General features: G+C 72.1%; 19 protein-coding genes, 1 tRNA gene and 1 riboswitch. Of the genes, 11 read left to right on the top strand and 9 right to left on the bottom strand.

The annotated features are described in order from the left end of the window. Positions 1-68: 68 nt before the first annotated feature. Complete coding sequence (locus ACIQKA_RS21970; RefSeq protein WP_383152277.1) at positions 69-1,367, bottom strand: PTS transporter subunit EIIC; 1,299 nt, start codon at positions 1,365-1,367, stop codon at positions 69-71. A gap of 235 nt (positions 1,368-1,602) precedes the next feature. Here ACIQKA_RS21970 and ACIQKA_RS21965 point away from each other — a divergent pair, with 235 nt between their 5' ends. From ACIQKA_RS21965 to rdgB, 4 genes are all read left to right on the top strand, one after another. After that, the gene (locus ACIQKA_RS21965; protein WP_383152276.1) at positions 1,603-1,836 is read left to right on the top strand and encodes a glucose PTS transporter subunit EIIB; all 234 of its coding nucleotides are present in this window, start codon (positions 1,603-1,605) and stop codon (positions 1,834-1,836) included. A gap of 177 nt (positions 1,837-2,013) precedes the next feature. Further along, positions 2,014-2,745 carry a ribonuclease PH gene (gene rph, locus ACIQKA_RS21960; protein ID WP_383152275.1) on the top strand — a complete coding sequence of 244 codons (732 nt, stop codon included), beginning with the start codon at positions 2,014-2,016 and terminating at the stop codon, positions 2,743-2,745. Positions 2,746-2,867: 122 nt separating this feature from the next. Next, positions 2,868-3,248 (top strand): hypothetical protein, encoded by a 381-nt coding sequence (locus ACIQKA_RS21955; protein WP_383152274.1) that lies wholly within the window; start codon positions 2,868-2,870, stop codon positions 3,246-3,248. Between the two features lie 35 nt (positions 3,249-3,283). Continuing rightward, complete coding sequence (gene rdgB / locus ACIQKA_RS21950; RefSeq protein ID WP_383152273.1) at positions 3,284-3,886, top strand: RdgB/HAM1 family non-canonical purine NTP pyrophosphatase; 603 nt, start codon at positions 3,284-3,286, stop codon at positions 3,884-3,886. A gap of 56 nt (positions 3,887-3,942) precedes the next feature. Here rdgB and ACIQKA_RS21945 read toward each other — a convergent pair. From ACIQKA_RS21945 to bcp, 3 genes are all read right to left on the bottom strand, one after another. Continuing rightward, positions 3,943-4,026: transfer RNA gene (locus ACIQKA_RS21945), tRNA-Leu, on the bottom strand. 46 nt (positions 4,027-4,072) lie between these two features. Then, positions 4,073-5,569: a glycine betaine/L-proline transporter ProP gene (gene proP / locus ACIQKA_RS21940; protein ID WP_402542036.1), complete on the bottom strand. Its 1,497-nt coding sequence runs from the start codon at positions 5,567-5,569 to the stop codon at positions 4,073-4,075. Between the two features lie 114 nt (positions 5,570-5,683). Beyond that, positions 5,684-6,157, bottom strand: coding sequence for a thioredoxin-dependent thiol peroxidase (bcp, locus tag ACIQKA_RS21935; protein WP_121829874.1), 474 nt, complete (start codon positions 6,155-6,157; stop codon positions 5,684-5,686). A gap of 141 nt (positions 6,158-6,298) precedes the next feature. Between bcp and ACIQKA_RS21930 the strand changes: the two genes are divergently transcribed. The 3 genes from ACIQKA_RS21930 to ACIQKA_RS21920 all read left to right on the top strand — a co-directional run bounded on the left by ACIQKA_RS21930 (position 6,299) and on the right by ACIQKA_RS21920 (position 7,569). Next, the gene (locus ACIQKA_RS21930; protein WP_376231390.1) at positions 6,299-6,619 is read left to right on the top strand and encodes a DUF3618 domain-containing protein; all 321 of its coding nucleotides are present in this window, start codon (positions 6,299-6,301) and stop codon (positions 6,617-6,619) included. Positions 6,620-6,721: 102 nt separating this feature from the next. Continuing rightward, a complete protein-coding gene (locus ACIQKA_RS21925) occupies positions 6,722-7,060 on the top strand; it encodes a co-chaperone GroES (protein ID WP_030210124.1) in 339 nt (112 codons plus the stop codon). A gap of 83 nt (positions 7,061-7,143) precedes the next feature. After that, positions 7,144-7,218: riboswitch (guanidine-III (ykkC-III) riboswitch) on the top strand. Positions 7,219-7,248: 30 nt separating this feature from the next. Then, positions 7,249-7,569 carry a multidrug efflux SMR transporter gene (locus ACIQKA_RS21920; RefSeq protein WP_366375043.1) on the top strand — a complete coding sequence of 107 codons (321 nt, stop codon included), beginning with the start codon at positions 7,249-7,251 and terminating at the stop codon, positions 7,567-7,569. On the opposite strand, the gene ACIQKA_RS21915 is transcribed toward ACIQKA_RS21920, so the two are convergent. Further along, complete coding sequence (locus ACIQKA_RS21915; RefSeq protein WP_383434193.1) at positions 7,563-9,935, bottom strand: transglycosylase domain-containing protein; 2,373 nt, start codon at positions 9,933-9,935, stop codon at positions 7,563-7,565. The genes ACIQKA_RS21920 and ACIQKA_RS21915 overlap by 7 nt on opposite strands. A gap of 158 nt (positions 9,936-10,093) precedes the next feature. Between ACIQKA_RS21915 and ACIQKA_RS21910 the strand changes: the two genes are divergently transcribed. The 4 genes from ACIQKA_RS21910 to ACIQKA_RS21895 are packed head-to-tail and all read left to right on the top strand — an operon-like array spanning position 10,094 to position 14,069. After that, positions 10,094-10,894: an ABC transporter permease gene (locus ACIQKA_RS21910; RefSeq protein WP_383152336.1), complete on the top strand. Its 801-nt coding sequence runs from the start codon at positions 10,094-10,096 to the stop codon at positions 10,892-10,894. Beyond that, a complete protein-coding gene (locus ACIQKA_RS21905) occupies positions 10,887-11,789 on the top strand; it encodes an ABC transporter permease (protein WP_383152270.1) in 903 nt (300 codons plus the stop codon). The genes ACIQKA_RS21910 and ACIQKA_RS21905 overlap by 8 nt, the downstream gene beginning before the upstream one ends. Positions 11,790-11,799: 10 nt before the next feature. Beyond that, on the top strand, positions 11,800-12,789 hold the full coding sequence (locus ACIQKA_RS21900; RefSeq protein ID WP_402542034.1) for an ATP-binding cassette domain-containing protein: 990 nt from the start codon (positions 11,800-11,802) through the stop codon (positions 12,787-12,789). Between the two features lie 11 nt (positions 12,790-12,800). Further along, complete coding sequence (locus tag ACIQKA_RS21895) at positions 12,801-14,069, top strand: DUF445 domain-containing protein (protein ID WP_383152268.1); 1,269 nt, start codon at positions 12,801-12,803, stop codon at positions 14,067-14,069. 118 nt (positions 14,070-14,187) lie between these two features. On the opposite strand, the gene ACIQKA_RS21890 is transcribed toward ACIQKA_RS21895, so the two are convergent. The 4 genes from ACIQKA_RS21890 to ACIQKA_RS21875 all read right to left on the bottom strand — a co-directional run bounded on the left by ACIQKA_RS21890 (position 14,188) and on the right by ACIQKA_RS21875 (position 17,314). Further along, positions 14,188-14,490 carry a hypothetical protein gene (locus tag ACIQKA_RS21890; protein WP_366375037.1) on the bottom strand — a complete coding sequence of 101 codons (303 nt, stop codon included), beginning with the start codon at positions 14,488-14,490 and terminating at the stop codon, positions 14,188-14,190. An 82-nt stretch (positions 14,491-14,572) separates the two neighbouring features. Then, entirely contained in the window at positions 14,573-15,637 is a 1,065-nt protein-coding gene (locus ACIQKA_RS21885; RefSeq protein WP_402542032.1) for a hypothetical protein, read from the bottom strand. 85 nt (positions 15,638-15,722) lie between these two features. After that, positions 15,723-16,229 (bottom strand): TrmO family methyltransferase, encoded by a 507-nt coding sequence (locus tag ACIQKA_RS21880; RefSeq protein ID WP_402542030.1) that lies wholly within the window; start codon positions 16,227-16,229, stop codon positions 15,723-15,725. Positions 16,230-16,258: 29 nt separating this feature from the next. Continuing rightward, a complete protein-coding gene (locus tag ACIQKA_RS21875) occupies positions 16,259-17,314 on the bottom strand; it encodes a Tat pathway signal protein (protein ID WP_402542029.1) in 1,056 nt (351 codons plus the stop codon). Between the last annotated feature and the right edge of the window lie 8 nt (positions 17,315-17,322).

Here is a 17,322-nt window from a genome sequence, read left to right as displayed (position 1 = left end):
GGTGCGGCGGGCTGCCGCGCGGTGTGCGGCGGGGTCGCCGCGGGAGGTGCGGCGGGACTGCCGCGGGCTCACTTCACGTTGTCCCGCTCCATCTCCGCCTCGACCTCCTCCGGCTCGCGGCCGGGCGTCGGGAGGTTGAACCTGGTGATCGCGAACCGGAAGATCACGTAGTACACGACCGCGAAGGCCAGGCCGATCGGGATGATCAGCCACGGCTTCGTCGCGAGGTTCCAGTTGATCACGTAGTCGATCAGGCCGGCCGAGAAGCTGAACCCGTCCTTCACGCCGAGCGCCCAGGTCACCGCCATCGAGACGCCGGTCAGCACCGCGTGGATCGCGTACAGGACCGGGGCGATGAAGAGGAACGAGTACTCCAGCGGCTCCGTGATGCCGGTGACGAACGAGGTCAGCGCCACCGACAGCATCAGACCGCCGACCTCCTTGCGCCGGTGCGGCTTGGCGCAGTGGGTGATCGCGAGCGCGGCGGCCGGCAGCGCGAACATCATGATCGGGAAGAAGCCCGTCAGGAACTGGCCCGCGTTCGGGTCGCCCGCCAGGAACATGGGGATGTCGCCGTGCACCACCGTGCCGTCCGGCTTCGTGTACGTCCCGAACTGGAACCAGATCGGCACGTTGAGGAACTGGTGGAGACCGATGACGAGCAGTGCCCGGTTCGCCACGCCGAAGATGCCCGAGCCCCACGCGCCGAGCCCGACCAGCCAGTCGCTGAAGCTCTCCAGGGCGTCGCCGATCGGCGGCCAGACCCACAGGCAGAGCGCGGCGAACACGATCCCCACGAAGGTCATGATGATCGGGACGAGGCGGCGGCCGTTGAAGAAGCCCAGCCAGTCCACCAGCTTCGTCCGGTGGTAGCGCTGCCACAGGTACGCGGTGAGCAGGCCCATGACGATGCCGCCGAAGACGCCGGGGTTCTGGTACGTGTACCCCGCGAAGGAGTCGTCCGCGCCCAGGCAGCCGCCCACGATGTCCCGCGTCCCCCCGGGGCAGTCCTTCGGGAACTGGCGCAGCACCGTGTAGTAGACGAGGAAGCCGACCACGGCCGCGAGCGCCGTCGAGCCGTCCGCCTTCTTCGCCATGCCGATCGCGACGCCGATGCAGAACAGCAGGGGGAGGCCGAGGCTGCCGTCGAGCAGCGCGCCGCCCGCGCCCGCCATCACCTTGGCGACGTTGTCCCAGCCGAGGCCGTCGGCGCCGAAGACGTCCGGCTGCCCGAGCCGGTTGATGATGCCCGCGGCCGGCAGGACGGCGATGGGGAGCTGGAGGCTGCGCCCCATCTTCTGGAGGCCCTGGAAGAGACCGCTGCCCCAGGACTTCTTCTGCGCGGCCGCTGCGCTGTCGCTACTCATGGGCGTCCTCCCTGCCCGGAACAAGCCGGGTGCGCGTCTCGTTGCACACTGGTGTAGACCAGTTGCGATAGGCTCCGGAAGCCCGCCGAGGACAGGCCGCCGGTGATCGTCATCATTCGGCAGAACGGCTGCACTCGCTCGCGAAGTTGGGCCAACCGTGGGTTACCGTGTCAAAGCGGACCGCAGGTGCGCCGAGATTCGCGTCCTCGCGAACGGAACGGACAGGGAGAGACACATGGCCAGCAAGGCTGAGAAGATCGTCGCCGGGCTCGGCGGCATCGAGAACATCGAAGAGGTCGAAGGCTGCATCACCCGCCTGCGCACCGAGGTCGTCGACCCCGCCCTCGTCGACGAGGCCGCCCTGAAGGCCGCCGGCGCCCACGGCGTCGTGAAGATGGGCACCGCCATCCAGGTCGTCATCGGCACCGACGCGGACCCGATCGCCGCGGAGATCGAAGACCTGATGTGAGGACCTGACGCGAGCGGCCGGCTCGCACCGGCAGGGGCCCGTTCCGACAGGGGAACGGGCCCCTGGGCGTGTCCGGCGGTTCACGGCCGGACGCGCCCCCGCCGCATCCGGCCACCCGGACGTCCGGCCGCCCGGGAGTGGAACGGATCCCTCCCCGCGCCCCGCTAGGCTCGACCCATGTCTCGCATCGACGGCCGTACCCCCGAACAGCTCCGCCCCGTCACCATCGAACGCGGATGGAGCAAGCACGCCGAGGGCTCCGTCCTCATCTCCTTCGGCGACACCAAGGTCTTCTGCACCGCCTCCGTCACCGAGGGCGTCCCGCGCTGGCGCAAGGGCAGCGGCGAGGGCTGGGTCACCGGGGAGTACTCCATGCTGCCCCGCTCCACCAACACCCGCGGCGACCGCGAGTCCGTCCGCGGCAAGATCGGCGGCCGCACCCACGAGATCTCCCGCCTCATCGGCCGCTCCCTGCGCGCCGTCATCGACTACAAGGCGCTCGGCGAGAACACGATCGTCCTCGACTGCGACGTCCTCCAGGCCGACGGCGGCACCCGCACCGCCGCCATCACCGGCGCGTACGTCGCCCTCGCCGACGCCGTCGCCTGGGCCCAGTCCAAGAAGCTGGTGAAGGCCGGCCGCAAGCCCCTCACCGGCACCGTCGCCGCCGTCTCCGTCGGCATCGTCGACGGCGTCCCGCTCCTCGACCTCTGCTACGAGGAGGACGTCCGCGCCGACACCGACATGAACGTCGTCTGCACCGGCGACGGCCGCTTCGTCGAGGTCCAGGGCACCGCCGAGGCCGAGCCCTTCGACCGCAAGGAGCTCAACGCCCTCCTCGACCTGGCCTCCGGCGGCTGCGCCGACCTGGCCGAGCTCCAGCGCAAGGCCCTCGACGGAACCCTCTGAGGAACCCGCCGGGGAATCCCCCGAGGAACCCTCCCGGACGCCACGGCGTCCTGACGGACAACGGGCGCGCGGATACGATCCGTGCGCCCGCCCATCCGTCCAGCCCAGGGGGAGGACCCACCTTGAAGCGCCGCATCGCACTCGCCGTGGCCACGGCAGCCACGCTCACCACCGTCCTGAGCGGCTGCGCGGCCCTCGACACCGCCGCGGACTGCGTCAGGACCGCCGACGCGATAGCCACCTCGGTGAGCAACCTCCAGCAGGCCGTCTCCAGCGCCTCGAACGACCCGACGCAGATCGAGGAGGCCCTGACCTCGATCTCCACCGAGCTGGGCAACCTCAAAGACACCACCGACAACGCGGACCTCTCCAAGGCCGTCGACGACCTCACCAAGGGCGTCGACTCCGTCCGCACGGCGGTGAGGAACGGCGACACCACCCCCGACATCACGCCGATCACGAACGCGGCGGGCGAGGTCACGAAGGTCTGCACCCCGGGCTGACCGACCGGGCCGGCGGCCCCGGGATAATCGACGGCATGACCCGTCTGATCCTCGCCACCCGCAACGCGGGCAAGATCACCGAACTCCACGCGATCCTCGCCGACGCGGGCCTCGACCTCGAACTCGTCGGCGCGGACGCGTACCCGGAGGTGCCCGACGTCAAGGAGACCGGCGTCACCTTCGCCGAGAACGCGCTCCTCAAGGCCCACGCCCTCGCGCGGGCCACCGGCCTCCCCGCCGTCGCCGACGACTCGGGCCTCTGCGTCGACGTCCTCAACGGCGCCCCCGGCATCTTCTCCGCCCGCTGGTCCGGCACCCACGGAAACGACCGCGCCAACCTGGACCTGCTCCTGGCCCAGCTCTCCGACATCGCCGACGAACACCGCGGCGCCCACTTCGCCTGCGCCGCCGCCCTCGCCCTCCCGGACGGCACGGAACGCGTCGTCGAAGGCACCATGCCGGGCACCCTCCGCCACGCCCCCGCCGGCACCAACGGCTTCGGCTACGACCCGATCCTCCAGCCCGAGGGGTACGACATCACCTGCGCGGAACTGACCCCGGCGGAGAAGAACGCGATCAGCCACCGGGGCAAGGCGTTCCGGGCGCTGGCACCGGTGGTGCGGGAGCTGCTGGGCTGAGACAGCCCGTAGGCACGGAAAAGGACCGCCCCGAAGGGCGGTCCTTTTCGGAACCGTGCGGCCGGAGGGACTCGAACCCTCACGGGTGTTACCCCACTGGGACCTAAACCCAGCGTGACTGCCAATTCCACCACGGCCGCTCGCGCGACCATCGTAGTGGCCGCCGGGCCACCGGGGGCAGCGGCGTCAGAACTTCGGCTCCGGCGCCCTGGCCATCACCATTTCCGCCGCCTCCTCGTGGGTCTCCACGGACGGGGGCGAGCCCTCCAGGGGCTGTCGGGCCGTCTCCTTCATGCAGGCCACGGCGATGACGCCGACGAGGGCCGCGCCCATCGCGTAGTACGCCGGCATCAGGTTGCTGCCGGTCGCGCCGATCAGGGCGGTGATCACGAGGGGGGTGGTGCCGCCGAAGAGGGACGTGGAGAGGTTGTAGCCCACCGAGAGGGAGCCGTAGCGGACGTCCGTCGGGAAGAGGGCCGGGAGCGCCGCCGACATCGTGCCGAGCATGCAGACGAGCGACAGGCCGAGCATCAGCATGCCCGCCGTGATCGCCGGGATCCCGCCCTGGCCGATCAGCAGGAACGCCGGGAGGGAGAGGAAGAGGAAGCCCAGCATGCCCGCCATCAGGACCGGCTTGCGGCCGAAGCGGTCGTTCAGCTTGCCCACCCGGGTGATGACCAGCATCAGGAGCACCATCACCAGGAGCAGGATCAGCAGGCCGTGCGTCTCGCTGTAGCCGAGCTCGTCCGAGAGGTACGTCGGCATGTACGACAGGACCATGTAGTCGGTGATGTTGTACGCGCCCACCAGCGCCACGCACAGCAGCAGCATCGGCCACTGCTGGCGGAAGATCTTCGCCAGGTCGCCCTTGGTCGTGGTCTCCACCGCGTCCGCCGCCTCCGACGGGTGCGCCGTGTCGGACTCCAGGCGCTGGAAGGCCGGCGTCTCGTCGAGCCGCATCCGCAGGTAGAGGCCGACCAGGCCCAGCGGCCCCGCCACCAGGAACGGCACGCGCCAGCCCCACGCCTCCATCGTGTCGGAGCCGAGCCACGCGGTGAGCGCCGTCACCAGGCCGGCCGCGCCGACGTACCCCGCCAGGGTGCCGAACTCCAGGAAGCTGCCGAAGTAGCCCCGGCGCCGGTCGGGCGCGTACTCGGCGATGAAGGTCGAGGCCCCGCCGTACTCGCCGCCCGTCGAGAAGCCCTGGAGCATCCGGAAGGCGATCAGGAGCACCGGCGCCCAGAAGCCGATGGAGGCGTACGACGGGATCAGGCCGATCGCGAAGGTGCCGACCGCCATCAGGATCATGGTCAGCGCGAGGACCTTCTTGCGGCCGAGCCGGTCGCCCATCGGTCCGAAGAACATGCCGCCGAGCGGGCGGACCAGGAAGGCGACCGCGAAGGTCGCGAACGACGACATGAGCTGGACGGTGTCGTTCCCGGACGGGAAGAAGACGTGTCCGAGGGTGACGGCGAGGTAGGCGTAGATGCCGAAGTCGAACCACTCCATGGCGTTGCCGAGCGCGGCCGCCTTCACGGCCCGCCTGACCGCCGCCTCGTCCGTCACCGTGATGTCGGTCCGCCGCAGTCTGGGCTGCTTGCGCCGGCTGACGGCCCTGAAGAGCCGGGGGTGGCGTCTCAGGGCCTCGGGGTCGGCCGCGGGGCCGTTGTCGGTGGCCGGCATGACCGTCAGTCCTCTCTGCGGGAAACACACACAAGAGGCTCTTCTGCGCGGCCGGTGGCGTTCGCAAACGGGGATCGGCCACAAGTGCGATCCCCGTCACACCTCGGGGGGACGTCAGGCCTCGACGCCCAGGTCCCGGATGATCTTGGCGACGTGGCCGGTGGCCTTCACGTTGTAGAGGGCGCGCTCGACCTTCCCCTCCTCGTCGACGACCACGGTGGAGCGGATCACGCCCGTCACCGTCTTGCCGTACAGCTTCTTCTCGCCGAAGGCGCCGTACGCCTCCAGGACCTTCTTCTCCGGGTCGCCGACCAGGGTGACCTTCAGGTCCTCCTTCTCGCGGAACTTCGCCAGCTTCTCCGGCTTGTCCGGGGACACGCCGATGACGTCGTACCCCGCGCCCGCGAGCAGCTCCAGGTTGTCGGTGAAGTCGCAGGCCTGCTTGGTGCAGCCGGGGGTGAGGGCGGCGGGGTAGAAGTAGACGATGACCTTGCGGCCCCGGTGGTCCGCGAGGGAGACCTCGTTGCCGTCCGCGTCGGGCAGGGTGAAGGCGGGGGCGGTGTCGCCGGGCTGCAGTCGCTCGCTCATGGCTCTCCTCGGGAAACGTTCGCGTACGCGTCCAGAGCCTAATGGGGGTCTGGGGCGACCCTTCGGCGGCGGAACTGACAGACTGTCCATCAACGACCGGATCACGACGATCACGGCGATCACGACTACGGAGGCAGTGCGGTGTCGGACGCCAGGACCCCTGCGCAGATCGAGGCGGACATCGTCCGCCGACGCGAGCAGCTCGCCGTCACTCTCGACGAGATCGGCATTCGGGTGCACCCGAAGACGATCATCGGGGACGCCAGGGCGAAGGTGGCCTCGACGGTCGACCAGACCGCCGGCCGCGCCTTCGTCGCCGTCAACCGGGTCGTCTCGGACGTGAAGGCCCACCTGACCCACGCGGACGGCGCGCCCCGTCTGGACCGCGTGGTCCCGGCGGCGCTCGCGGTCGTCGCCGTCGTCGGGCTGATCGCCGTGGCCGGCCGCAAGGGCAAGGGGTGACGGTCCCGGCGCCGGGCCCCGACGCCGGCGGTACCCGGCGGTGCGGCCGGTGATCACGGCTCCCGTGCACGGGCGACACGCCCCGGCGGGTAGGTTCACCCCGTGAGCGAGAACACCCACGACAAGCTGCCCATCCGGATGCTCCACGACCGGGTTCTGGTCCGTACCGACTCCCCGGAGGGAGAGCGGCGCTCGGGCGGCGGCATCCTGATCCCGGCGACCGCCGCCGTCGGCCGTCGCCTCGCCTGGGCCGAGGTGGTCGCGATCGGCCAGAACGTCCGTACGGTCGAGACCGGCGACCGGGTCCTGTACGACCCCGAGGACCGCGCCGAGGTGGAGGTGCGGGGCGTCGCGTACGTCCTGATGCGGGAGCGCGACCTGCACGCGGTCGCGGCGGACCGGTTCCAGGGGACGTCCGACTCGACCGGGCTCTATCTGTAGGACCGGGGCCTCTCCGCGCGGGACCCGGCCCCATCTGTGGGACGGCACGGGCGGAGGCCCCGGTGACCATGGTCACCGGGGCCTCCGCCCTTTCTTTGCTAGCCTGGAAGGACCCCGACGAGACGCGCCGTACCGGGCACACGACAAGACGACGCACCCCTGTTGTTCCGTCTCACGGAGGTGTCGTCATGGCCTGGATCCTGCTCGTCGTCGCGGGTCTGCTGGAAGTCGCGTGGTCCATCGGGATGAAGTACACCGAGGGCTTCACCCGGCTGTGGCCCAGCGTGTTCACCGGCGTCGGGATCGTCGCCTCCATGGTGCTGCTGTCGCAGGCCGCCAAGACCCTGCCGATCGGTACGGCGTACGGCGTGTGGGTCGGCATCGGCGCGGCCGGCGCGGCGGTGTTCGGCATGGTGGTCCTGGGGGAGCCGGCGACCGCCGCCCGCATCTTCTTCGTCTGTCTGCTGCTCGTGGCCGTGGTGGGTCTGAAGGCGACCTCGGGTCACTGACCGTCCCGCCGGTCGCCGGGCGTACCCCGTTCGGCGGTACGGGGGAGGGCGGGGCCGCCGGGGCCCTGTCCGGCGGTCCGCGCGCCCGGGTCGGCGTTCCGGCCGTCCGGGCCGGGGCCGCGGGCCGGTGCGGGTGCCGCCTCCGGGCCCGCCTCCCCGGTCACGTACTCCTCCGGGCCGTTCCCGGTCGCGGTCGTCGGCACCGGTGACGCGGACGCCGGTCCTCCGGCCTCCACGCCCGGCATCAGCCGGAGTTCGAAGTCCCGGGGGGGCGTTCCGGACAGGGCCGCGCGGGTGAAGCGGCCCCAGATCTCGGCGGGCGCCCCACCCCCGGCGACCCGGTCCGCGCCGAGCGCGCCGTAGAGCGGTTCCTGGTGGCCCGTCTCGGGGTCCTGGCCCATCAGCGCGACCACCGTCGCGAGTTCCGGGGTGTAGCCCGCGAACCAGGCGGCCTTGTCGTCCTCCGCCGTGCCCGTCTTGCCCGCCGCCGGGCGCCCGGCGGTCTGCGCGGCCGTGCCCGTGCCCGTCTCGACGACGCTCCGGAGGATCGACGTGGTGGTGTCGGCGGCCTCGCGGGTCACCGCCTGCCGGGTCCGGGGCGCCGGCAGCGCCAGCCGTTCGCCGCCCCGGGTGACGTCCTCCACCAGGGTGTGCGCGCCGAGCCTGCCGTGGGCGGCGAGCGTCGCGTACGCCGTGGCCATGTCGAGGACGCTGGCGGTGGCCGCGCCGAGCGCGATGGAGGGGGAGGCGGTGAGGTCGGGGGTGGAGCGGGGCAGGCCGAGGGAGATCGCGGTCCGGCGCACGTGCGCGGGGCCGACGTCGACGGCCATCTGGGCGTACACGGCGTTCACCGACAGGTCGGTGGCGGTGCCGACGGGGATCACGCCGTAGCTCGCGTCGTCCTCGTTGGCCGGGTCGTACGGGCCGCCGTTCCAGCCCTCCACCGGGCGCCGGTTGGTCCCGTCGTACAGCGTGGCCGGGGTGATCGGCCGGCCCTGCTGGGTCTGCGCGCCGCTCTGGACGGCGGCGGTGAAGACGAAGGGCTTGAAGGTGGAGCCGACCTGGTAGTCGCGGCGGGTGGCGTTGTTGACGTACTGGCGGGTGTAGTCGATCCCGCCGTACATCGCGAGGACCCGGCCGTTCGCCGGGTCGACGGCCGCCGCCCCGACGCGCACGAAGCGGTCGGCGGGGTCGCGGTCCGGGTCGAGCCGGGAGACGACCCGGTCCTCGACGGCCTCGGCGAGGGCCTCCTGCTTGGCGGGCTCCAGGGTGGTGGTGATCCGGAAGCCGCCGCCGGCGAGGGTCTTCTCGTCGACGATCCCGCGGCTCGTCAGGTACTCCTCGACGGCCTGGACGACGTAACCGCGCTGCCCGGACAGGGCGCTGACGGCGCGTGCGGTCTGCGGGTCGGGGAAGCGGAGGGCGGCGCGGCCGGTCCGGTCGAGCCAGCCCTCGGTGACCATGCCGTCGAGGACGTAGTGCCAGCGGGCGACGGCCTTGGCGCGGTTCTCGGGGTGGGTGGTGACGTCGTAGGCGCTGGGTGCCTTGAGGAGGGAGGCGAGGTACGCGCCCTCGGCGGTGTCGAGCTGCTCGACGTCCTTGCCGTAGTAGGCGCGGGCGGCGGCCTGCACGCCGTACGCGTTGCGTCCGAAGTAGCTGGTGTTCAGGTAGCCCTGGAGGATGTCCTGCTTGCTCTTCTCGCGGCCGAGCCTGATCGCGATGAAGAACTCCTTGGCCTTGCGGCTGAGGGTCTGCTCCTGGCCCAGGTAGTAGTTCTTGACGTACTGCTGGGTGATGGTGGAGCCGGACTGGCGGCCCTTGCCGGTGACGGTGTTCCAGGCGGCGCGGACCATGGCCTTGGGGTCGACGGCCCGGGAGGTGGCGAAGTCGCGCTCCTCGGCGGCGAGGACGGCCCGCTGGAGGGCGAGCGGGATCCGGTCGAGCCGGACGCTCTCGCGGTTGACCTCGCCGTCGCGGGCGAGCGGGGTGCCGTCCCGGTAGAGGTAGACGTTGGACTGGGCGACGGCGGCGGCGTTGGCGGGCGGGATCTCCACCAGGAGGTATCCGGCGGCGAGGGCGCCGGCGAGGAGCAGGGTGCCGAGGACCAGCGCGCCGAGGAGGCGGCGGAGGAAGCGCCGGAAGGGGCCGCGGCGGCGCCGGCGGCGGGGGGCGGGTGCGGGGGAGGCCGCCCGCCCGGGCGGGCGCAGGGTGGGATCCCTCGGCTCCCAGCCCGGGCGGGACGTCCGGGGGGTGCCGCTCGGGTCGCTCGTACCGGAGCCCGTGGCGGGGCCGGGCCCCGTGCCGGGGCTCTTGCCGGGGCCCGCGCCCGGGTGCGGGCCGGAAGAAGGGGACGAGGAAGGGGACATGGCATCCCATATTGCCCTTAGCGCACCAAAAGTCATGAAAGCGACTCGAAGGTGAAGCGCCCCGAATGTGACGGGAAAACGCGTCGCGCCGGACACGGCGCTCCCACTAAGGTCGTGCGCTTCGCCTCCGTCCACCCCCTCGGAAAGGGCCCCCCATGCTGCGGCTGTACGCGACGGTGGCCGCGGGAGGGTTCCGGCGCTACGCCACCTACCGGGTGGCCACGGCGGCGGGCGTCTTCACCAACAGCGTCTTCGGCCTCGTCCTCTCCTACACGTACATCGCCCTCTGGGACGAACGGCCCCACCTCGGCGGCTACTCCATGGACGACGCCCTCGCCTACGTGTGGATCGGGCAGGCCCTGCTCACCGTCTGCGGCCTGATGGGCGGCGGCTTCGAGGAGGAGCTGATCGAGCGGATCAGGACCGGGGACATCGCCGTCGACCTCTACCGGCCCGCCGACCTCCAGGCCTGGTGGTTCTCGGCCAACGCGGGCCGGGCCGCCTTCCAGCTCCTCGGCCGGGGCGTCGCCCCGATGGCGCTCGGCGCGCTCGTCTTCGGCTTCACCCTGCCGTCCGGGCCCGGCGGCTGGGCGGCGTTCCTGCTCGCGGTGGCCCTGGGCTCGGTGGTCGGCTTCGCCCTCTGGTACCTGGTGGCGATGAGCGCGTTCTGGCTGCTCGACGGCCAGGGCGTGATGCAGGTGGCCTGGCTGGGCGGCCTGTTCTTCTCCGGGATGCTGCTCCCGCTGAACGTCTTCCCCGGCGCCCTGGGCGAGATCGCCCGGATGCTGCCCTGGGCCTCCCTCCTCCAGGTCCCGGCCGACGTCTACCTGGGGAGGTACGAGGGCCGGGAGCTGGCGGGGGCGTACGCCTTCCAGGGCTGCTGGGCCCTGGTGCTGCTCGGCGCGGGCCGGGCGGTGCAGGCGATGGCGACGCGGAAGGTGGTGGTGCAGGGTGGCTGAGACGACGACCGCGACCTCCGTCACGGGCACGGGGGACGACCCGCCCCGTGCGCACGGCGAACCGGACGACCCGTCCCGCACCCACGACGGCCTCGGCGACGCCCTCCGCACCTACCGGCTGGTGGCGGCCATGTGGATCCGCTCCACCATGGCGTACCGCCTCTCCTTCGCCCTGACCCTCTTCAACAGCTTCTGCGTCACCTTCTTCGACTTCGTCGTCATCCTCCTGATGTTCGGCCAGGTGGAGGGGCTCGGCGGCTTCTCCTTCGCGGAGGTCGCCTTCCTGTACGGGACGGCCGGCACCGCCTTCGGGATCGCGGACCTGACGATGGGGTCGCTCCAGCGGATGGGCAGGCGGGTCAGGGACGGTTCGCTCGACACCTTCCTGATGCGCCCGGCGCCGCTGCTCGCGCAGGTCGCGGCCGACAAGTTCGCGCTGCGCCGCTTCGGCCGGATCGCGCAGGCGCTGCTCGTCCTGGTCTGGAGCCTGCTCCTGCTCGACGTGGACTGGACGCCGGTGAAGGCCGTGCTGCTGCCGGTGACGGTGGTCTGCGGAGCGGTGATCTTCGGCGCGCTGATGGTGATCGGCGCGTCCGCGCTCTTCTGGCTCCAGGACGCGGCCGAGGTCACGAACGCCTTCACGTACGGCGGGAACACCCTCCTCCAGTACCCGCCGTCGGTCTTCGCGCAGGAGCTGGTCCGGGGCGTGGTGTACGTGGTGCCGCTGGCGTTCGCGAGCTGGCTGCCCGCCCTGTACGTGCTCGGCCGGCCGGCCCCGGCGGGGGTGCCGGACTGGGCGGCGTTCGCGTCGCCCCCGGTGGCGCTGGTCTGCTGCGGGGTCGCGGGCCTCGCCTGGCGGGCGGGGATCCGCTCGTACCGATCGACGGGAAGCTGAGGACTCCGGGATGTCGTCCACCGAACCCTTCATCCACCTGGACGGGCTGGAGAAGGTCTTCACGGTCCGCCGCAGGGCGGGACTGCTCCGCCGCGAGAAGCGGGAGGTCCGGGCGGTCGACGGGATCTCGTTCGGCGTGGAGCGCGGCGAGATGGTCGGCTACATCGGCCCCAACGGGGCCGGGAAGTCCACCACCATCAAGATGCTGACCGGCATCCTCACCCCCAGCGGCGGCCGGCTGCGGGTCGCGGGCATCGACCCCTCCCGCGAGCGCACCCGCCTGGCCCGGCGGATAGGGGTGGTCTTCGGACAGCGGACCACGCTCTGGTGGGACCTGCCGCTGAGGGACTCGTACACGCTGATGCACCGCATGTACCGCATCCCGGACGCCCGCTACCGCGAGAACCTGGACCGCTGCGTGGACCTCCTGGACCTGGGGGAGCTCCTCGACGTGCCGGTGCGGCAGCTCTCGCTCGGGCAGCGGATGCGCGGCGACATCGCGGCGGCGCTGCTGCACGACCCGGAGGTGCTGTACCTGGACGAGCCGACGATCGGCCTGGACGTGGTGTCGAAGGCGAAGGTGCGGGAGTTCCTGCGGGACCTGAACCGGGAGCGGGGCACGACGGTCCTCCTGACCACCCACGACCTGACCGACATCGAGCAGCTCTGCTCCCGGGTGATGGTCATCGGCCACGGGCGCCTGATGTACGACGGCGAGCTGTCCGGGCTGCACGAGGTGGGGGAGAGCGAACGGCTCCTGGTGGTGGACCTGGAGCGGGAGCTGCCCCCGATCGAGGTGCCCGGGGCCCGCTTCGTACGCGCGGAGGGCCCCCGGCAGTGGCTCGCCTTCCCGGCGGCGGAGTCGGCCGCCCCACTGGTCGCCGCGGTGGCCGCCGCGCATCCGCTCGTCGACCTGTCGGTGCGGGAACCGGACATCGAGGCGGTGATCGCGAAGATGTACGGGGGAACTCGGGAGGAGCGCCGGGAGTCCCTGAGGTAGGAGGTCGACGCATGGTGAGTTTCTCGTACACGGCCGCGGACGAGGAGAAGAGCAGGGGAGTCCGGCGCATGAAGGCGCTGGCGACGTCCCTGCTGCTCCTCGTGGCGGTGGTCTATGCGCTGGCGACGTGGGCGCGGAACTCCGGGGCGGGAGCCTGGGCGGGGTACGTCGCGGCGGCGGCGGAGGCGGGGATGGTGGGCGCGCTCGCGGACTGGTTCGCGGTGACGGCCCTCTTCCGGCACCCGCTGGGGCTGCCGATCCCGCACACGGCGATCATCCCGAGGAAGAAGGACCAGCTCGGCACGTCCCTCGGCACCTTCGTGGGCGAGAACTTCCTCTCCGCCGACGTCGTGCGGGGCAGGCTGACCGCCCTGGGCATCGGCCGCCGCCTGGGCGCCTGGCTGGCGGAACCGGCGCACGCCGACCGGGTGGTCGCGGAGCTGTCCACGGCCCTGCGGGGCGCGCTGACGGTCCTGCGGGACGCGGACGTGCAGGCGGTGGTGGGGGAGGCGATCACCCGGCGGGCGGAGGCGGTGGAGATCGCGCCGCCCCTGGGCAAGACGCTGGAGAAGGTGGTCGACGACGGGGCGCACCGCCGGGCGGTGGACCTGATCTGCACCCGGGCCCACGACTGGCTGGTCACCCACGGGGACTCGGTGATGGACGCGGTCCAGGGCGGGGCGCCGGGCTGGACGCCGCGCTTCGTGGACAAGCGGATCGGCGAGCGCGTCTACAAGGAACTGCTCCGCTTCGTCACGGAGATGCGGGACATGCCGGGGCACCCGGCGCGCGGGGCGATCGACCGCTTCCTGGCGGACTTCGCGGTCGAGCTCCAGTCGGACACGGACACCCGGGTCCGCGTCGAGCGCCTGAAGTCGGACCTCCTGGCCCGCCCGGAGGTCCAGGACATCATCGCCTCGGCCTGGTCGTCGGTCCGCTCCCTGATCATCGCGGCGGCGGAGGACGACCACAGCCAGCTCCGCCTGCGCGCCCGCGCCTCCCTGATCTCCCTGGGCCGGCGCCTCTCCTCGGACGCCCGCCTCCAGGCGAAGGTCGACGGCTGGGCGGAGGACGCGGCGGCGTACCTCGTCACCACCTACCGCGACGAGATCACGTCCCTGATCACGGACACGGTCGCGAGCTGGGACGCCACCCAGACCTCGCGGAAGATCGAGGCGAACATCGGCCGCGACCTGCAGTTCATCCGGATCAACGGAACGGTGGTGGGAGCGCTTGCAGGGTTGTTGATCTACACGGTGAGCCACGGGTTGGGGGGCTGAGCCCCCGCGGGGGCCCGCCGGTTCGGGGCGCGGGCCCCGGTGGCCCGGGGCCCCGGGTCCCGTTTCCCTGTGCCCTGTCCCCTCGGGCCCCGTTCTCTCGGGCCCCGTTCTCTCGGGCTCAGCCCTTGTCGCGGGTGACGGCCCAGGAGGCGGCGGCGACGGCCCCGGCGACGGAGAAGACGGCGGGCCAGGCGCCGATCTTCTTCGCGAGCGGGTGCGACCCGGCGAACGCGGCGACGTAGGCGGACGTCAGCCCCACGGAGGCCTTCGCCCCGCCCGCCCGCTGCCACTCCCGCGCGGCCACCCCGCCGGCCACGGCGAGCACGGCCCCACCGAGCGGCCGCTTCTTGGTCCACCGGGCGACGGCGTACCCGCCGACGAGTCCGGCGGCGGCGGTGAGGGGGGAGGGGATGCGGGGCATGGCGGGGCCTCTTTCGGGTCGACGGTTCGTCCTCGGTCCGTCCTCCGAGCGTACGAGGTGGGGGCGGGGGGCTCGCGGGGGGTCAGGGTTCGGCGGGGGCGTGGGCGGCGCCATGGGCCTCCCGGTCGGATGACGCCGAAGGCCTGTCAGGGGTACGGGCGGCGCACCGGGCGCAGAGCGTCTCGTCCCCGACGGGCCGGAACAGCATCGGCTGGACGTGGTCGCCGGAGCACTCGCGCGCGCCTTCGAGCCGCGAGGACAGCCGGGGCCCGGACGCCGAGAAATCGTTGGGCTGGGGCAGGGCGCGGGGCGGTACGTCGCGGAGCAGGTACCGGACCAGCCCGCCGGGCCGGTGCACGGGCGTCCCCGCACCGGGCAGGCCGCGCAGCACGTGTTCGTGGACGTCGGCGGAGGTGTGCCCGGCGTCGAGCCAGCGCGCGGCGAGCCGGGTGAGTTCGTCGCGCATGCCGGGCGGGATGTGCCGGAGGGCGGGGGAGAGGAGCGGCAGCGCGCCGACGAGGGCGCGGGCCTCTTCCTGCCGGGGGCTGGTGACGGGTGCGGGCTCGTCGCCGGGCCTATCGGCCGGTTCGTCAGCCGGTTCGTCAGCCACCGACGGAAGGTTGGAGGTGTCCTCTACGGGTTCTTTCTCTGGATGACCGCCGGTCGACGGGGCCTCCGGAGCTCCAACGGCCGGGACACCGGCGGCTCGGTTCCGGGGACTCGGCGCGACCTGCGGGGACACCGCTTCCCCGCAGGTGGGGAGGGGGGTCCGGGCGAGGATCTTGGCGGCCTCGTCGGTGGTCAGGGGGGCGCTGGAGACGAGCTGTTGGGTGATCCAGTGGCCGCCGGCGCCCTGGACCCGCCGCTCGTGGACGAACCCCTCGTCCTTGAGCTGCCGCTTGGCGCGCGTGAAGGCGCAGGCGCCGATCCGCGCGCGCTCGGCGGTGCGGGAGAGTGATTCGCGGGCGCCCCGGGGAAGCGAGAGCTGCCAGGTGAGGAGGCGCACGGCGTCGGAGTTGAGGCGGGGGTGGCGGATGATGTCGTGCGAGTACTGGCCGAAGGCGCGCGTGGGCGCGATAACGTTGCGGTAGATCACTGTGGGTCCTGTCCACTGGTGGTTCAGGCCCTCGCCGATGGTTGCCGCCATCGATGGGGGCCGTTTTACGCGACCGTACAGCACGCAAAGTGTCAAGCCGGACACACGGTGTGAAGATCACCTGTGTGGGTGATCTTCAGGGCGCCCGCACGTCTCCTCGACGCTCGGACGCGTCCCGCCAGTAGTCCGCCAGCATGTCCCCCGGCCACGACGGCTGACTGACGGGCCCCCGGGGCAGCATCTCCCGGAACACGGCCACCAGATCGACGATTTGGGTCCCCTCGTCGGCGTCGAGGTCCGTGACGTGCAGGTCGAGCCCGTCGACCTTGAGCAGCCTCGGGAAAGAGGTCGCGAGCCGGGCCGGGCGCCGGTGGTTGTGGTGCACGAAGGTCCCGGTCGCCGGCCAGGCGGGGTTGTCGCGGGGGCTGCGCGCGTGCAGGGCGACGTCGTCCGGGGAGCCGAGGTTGAAGAACCAGGTGACCTGGAGGTGGGAGAACTCCTCGATGCCCCGCAGCGTCTCGACGGGGAACTCCGGGCGCAGGCGGATGATCGACTCCACGCCACCCTTGAAGTCGTCGAGCTTTCCGGCGTGGCCTCCGATGACGTCGGCGATGACCGGGACCTCGATGAACTCTGTTGCCATGGCTGGTCCTTCTTCCTCGGTCGGCGACGTCAGATTACTCGCTGGAGTACGGCCCGGGCCCGTGCGTCCACTTCGGAGGCGGAAGGGATGCCGCGGTGGCGGAACGGGGACAGGACCGTGCGCATGGTGACGGCCGCCTCCCGTGCCCTGCCGGACTGGACACCGTCCATGGCGTCCAGTGCGCGGGACCAAGTCCGGCAAGCGGCATCGACGTTGCCCTGCCCGGCCTGGACCGTGCCCATGTACCCGAGGGTGACGGCGTGGGTCCTGCTGAAGGATCCGGCCTCGCGTCGGCGCACGCTGTCACGGAAGTGATGCAGGGCGCCGTCGAGGTCGCCCAGGGCCCACAGGGTGCGGGCCGTCTCGTGCGCGAGGGACGCTTCTCGGAAGAACCAGACCCGCTTGGGTTCGTCGTCGCCGGTCGAGGCCCGGTCGAGGTCGGCCTCGGCCTGGCGGATCGCGGCGACGGCGCTGTTCCGTCGGCCGTCCAGGGCCAGGGCCCGCGCTCGTACGATGCCGATCAGAGCCCTTTCGCGCGGGGTGGCGCGGGCGTACCTCTCGCGCTCGACGGAGGCGGTGGCGAGGTCCAGCGCGGCCCTGGGGTGTCCCAGATCCATGGCCTGATGGGCCATCGCCCGCAGGACGTGTCCGGCGAGGGGGGCGTCGTCGGCCTCGGCGGCCAGTTTGAGCGCGAGGGTGAAGTGGCGCCGGGCGGCCTCGTGCCGAGAGGCGTCGAAACCCATCCACCCGGCCACGTACACCGCTTCGGCGGCGGCCGAGTACAGCGAACGACGTGCTCCCTCACTGCTGAAGACCCCACCGACGTACCTGGCGACGTCGTCGACGATGTACTGGTGGAGCGCGGTCCGGCCGTCGACTCCTCCGTGCCGCTGGTCGCGCCGGGAGAAGAACTCCGTCATCTCGCGCACGGCCCGCACCTCGGTCTCGCCGACCTTGCGGTTCGAGCCCGCCGCGCGGGACCGCGCCCGCTCCGGGGCCTCGTCCCACCACGGTTCCCCGGGAAGGGCGAGCCCTCCGACGGAATAGGCGGCACCGGCGAGGAGCCGGCGGCGTTCGCGGTCCATGCTGTCTC

The organism is Streptomyces sp. NPDC092045 (genome assembly GCF_044756005.1).
In the GTDB taxonomy this organism is placed as follows: Bacteria; Actinomycetota; Actinomycetes; order Streptomycetales; family Streptomycetaceae; genus Streptomyces.
Note: the sequence above shows the minus strand (reverse complement) of the source record. Positions and strands in the feature narration are given on the sequence as shown.

Excerpts from the sequence above, each read along its gene's own strand:
- ACIQKA_RS21965 (WP_383152276.1), top strand. The coding sequence starts at position 1,603 with ATGGCCAGCAAGGCTGAGAAGATCGTCGCCGGGCTCGGCGGCATCGAG.
- ACIQKA_RS21895 (WP_383152268.1), top strand. The coding sequence starts at position 12,801 with ATGGTGAGTTTCTCGTACACGGCCGCGGACGAGGAGAAGAGCAGGGGA.
- proP (WP_402542036.1), bottom strand. The coding sequence starts at position 5,569 with ATGCCGGCCACCGACAACGGCCCCGCGGCCGACCCCGAGGCCCTGAGA.
- bcp (WP_121829874.1), bottom strand. The coding sequence starts at position 6,157 with ATGAGCGAGCGACTGCAGCCCGGCGACACCGCCCCCGCCTTCACCCTG.
- ACIQKA_RS21880 (WP_402542030.1), bottom strand. The coding sequence starts at position 16,229 with ATGGCAACAGAGTTCATCGAGGTCCCGGTCATCGCCGACGTCATCGGA.
- ACIQKA_RS21915 (WP_383434193.1), bottom strand. The coding sequence starts at position 9,935 with ATGTCCCCTTCCTCGTCCCCTTCTTCCGGCCCGCACCCGGGCGCGGGC.
- ACIQKA_RS21920 (WP_366375043.1), top strand. The coding sequence starts at position 7,249 with ATGGCCTGGATCCTGCTCGTCGTCGCGGGTCTGCTGGAAGTCGCGTGG.
- ACIQKA_RS21900 (WP_402542034.1), top strand. The coding sequence starts at position 11,800 with ATGTCGTCCACCGAACCCTTCATCCACCTGGACGGGCTGGAGAAGGTC.
- ACIQKA_RS21970 (WP_383152277.1), bottom strand. The coding sequence starts at position 1,367 with ATGAGTAGCGACAGCGCAGCGGCCGCGCAGAAGAAGTCCTGGGGCAGC.
- ACIQKA_RS21890 (WP_366375037.1), bottom strand. The coding sequence starts at position 14,490 with ATGCCCCGCATCCCCTCCCCCCTCACCGCCGCCGCCGGACTCGTCGGC.
- ACIQKA_RS21875 (WP_402542029.1), bottom strand. The coding sequence starts at position 17,314 with ATGGACCGCGAACGCCGCCGGCTCCTCGCCGGTGCCGCCTATTCCGTC.
- rdgB (WP_383152273.1), top strand. The coding sequence starts at position 3,284 with ATGACCCGTCTGATCCTCGCCACCCGCAACGCGGGCAAGATCACCGAA.
- rph (WP_383152275.1), top strand. The coding sequence starts at position 2,014 with ATGTCTCGCATCGACGGCCGTACCCCCGAACAGCTCCGCCCCGTCACC.
- ACIQKA_RS21885 (WP_402542032.1), bottom strand. The coding sequence starts at position 15,637 with ATGGCGGCAACCATCGGCGAGGGCCTGAACCACCAGTGGACAGGACCC.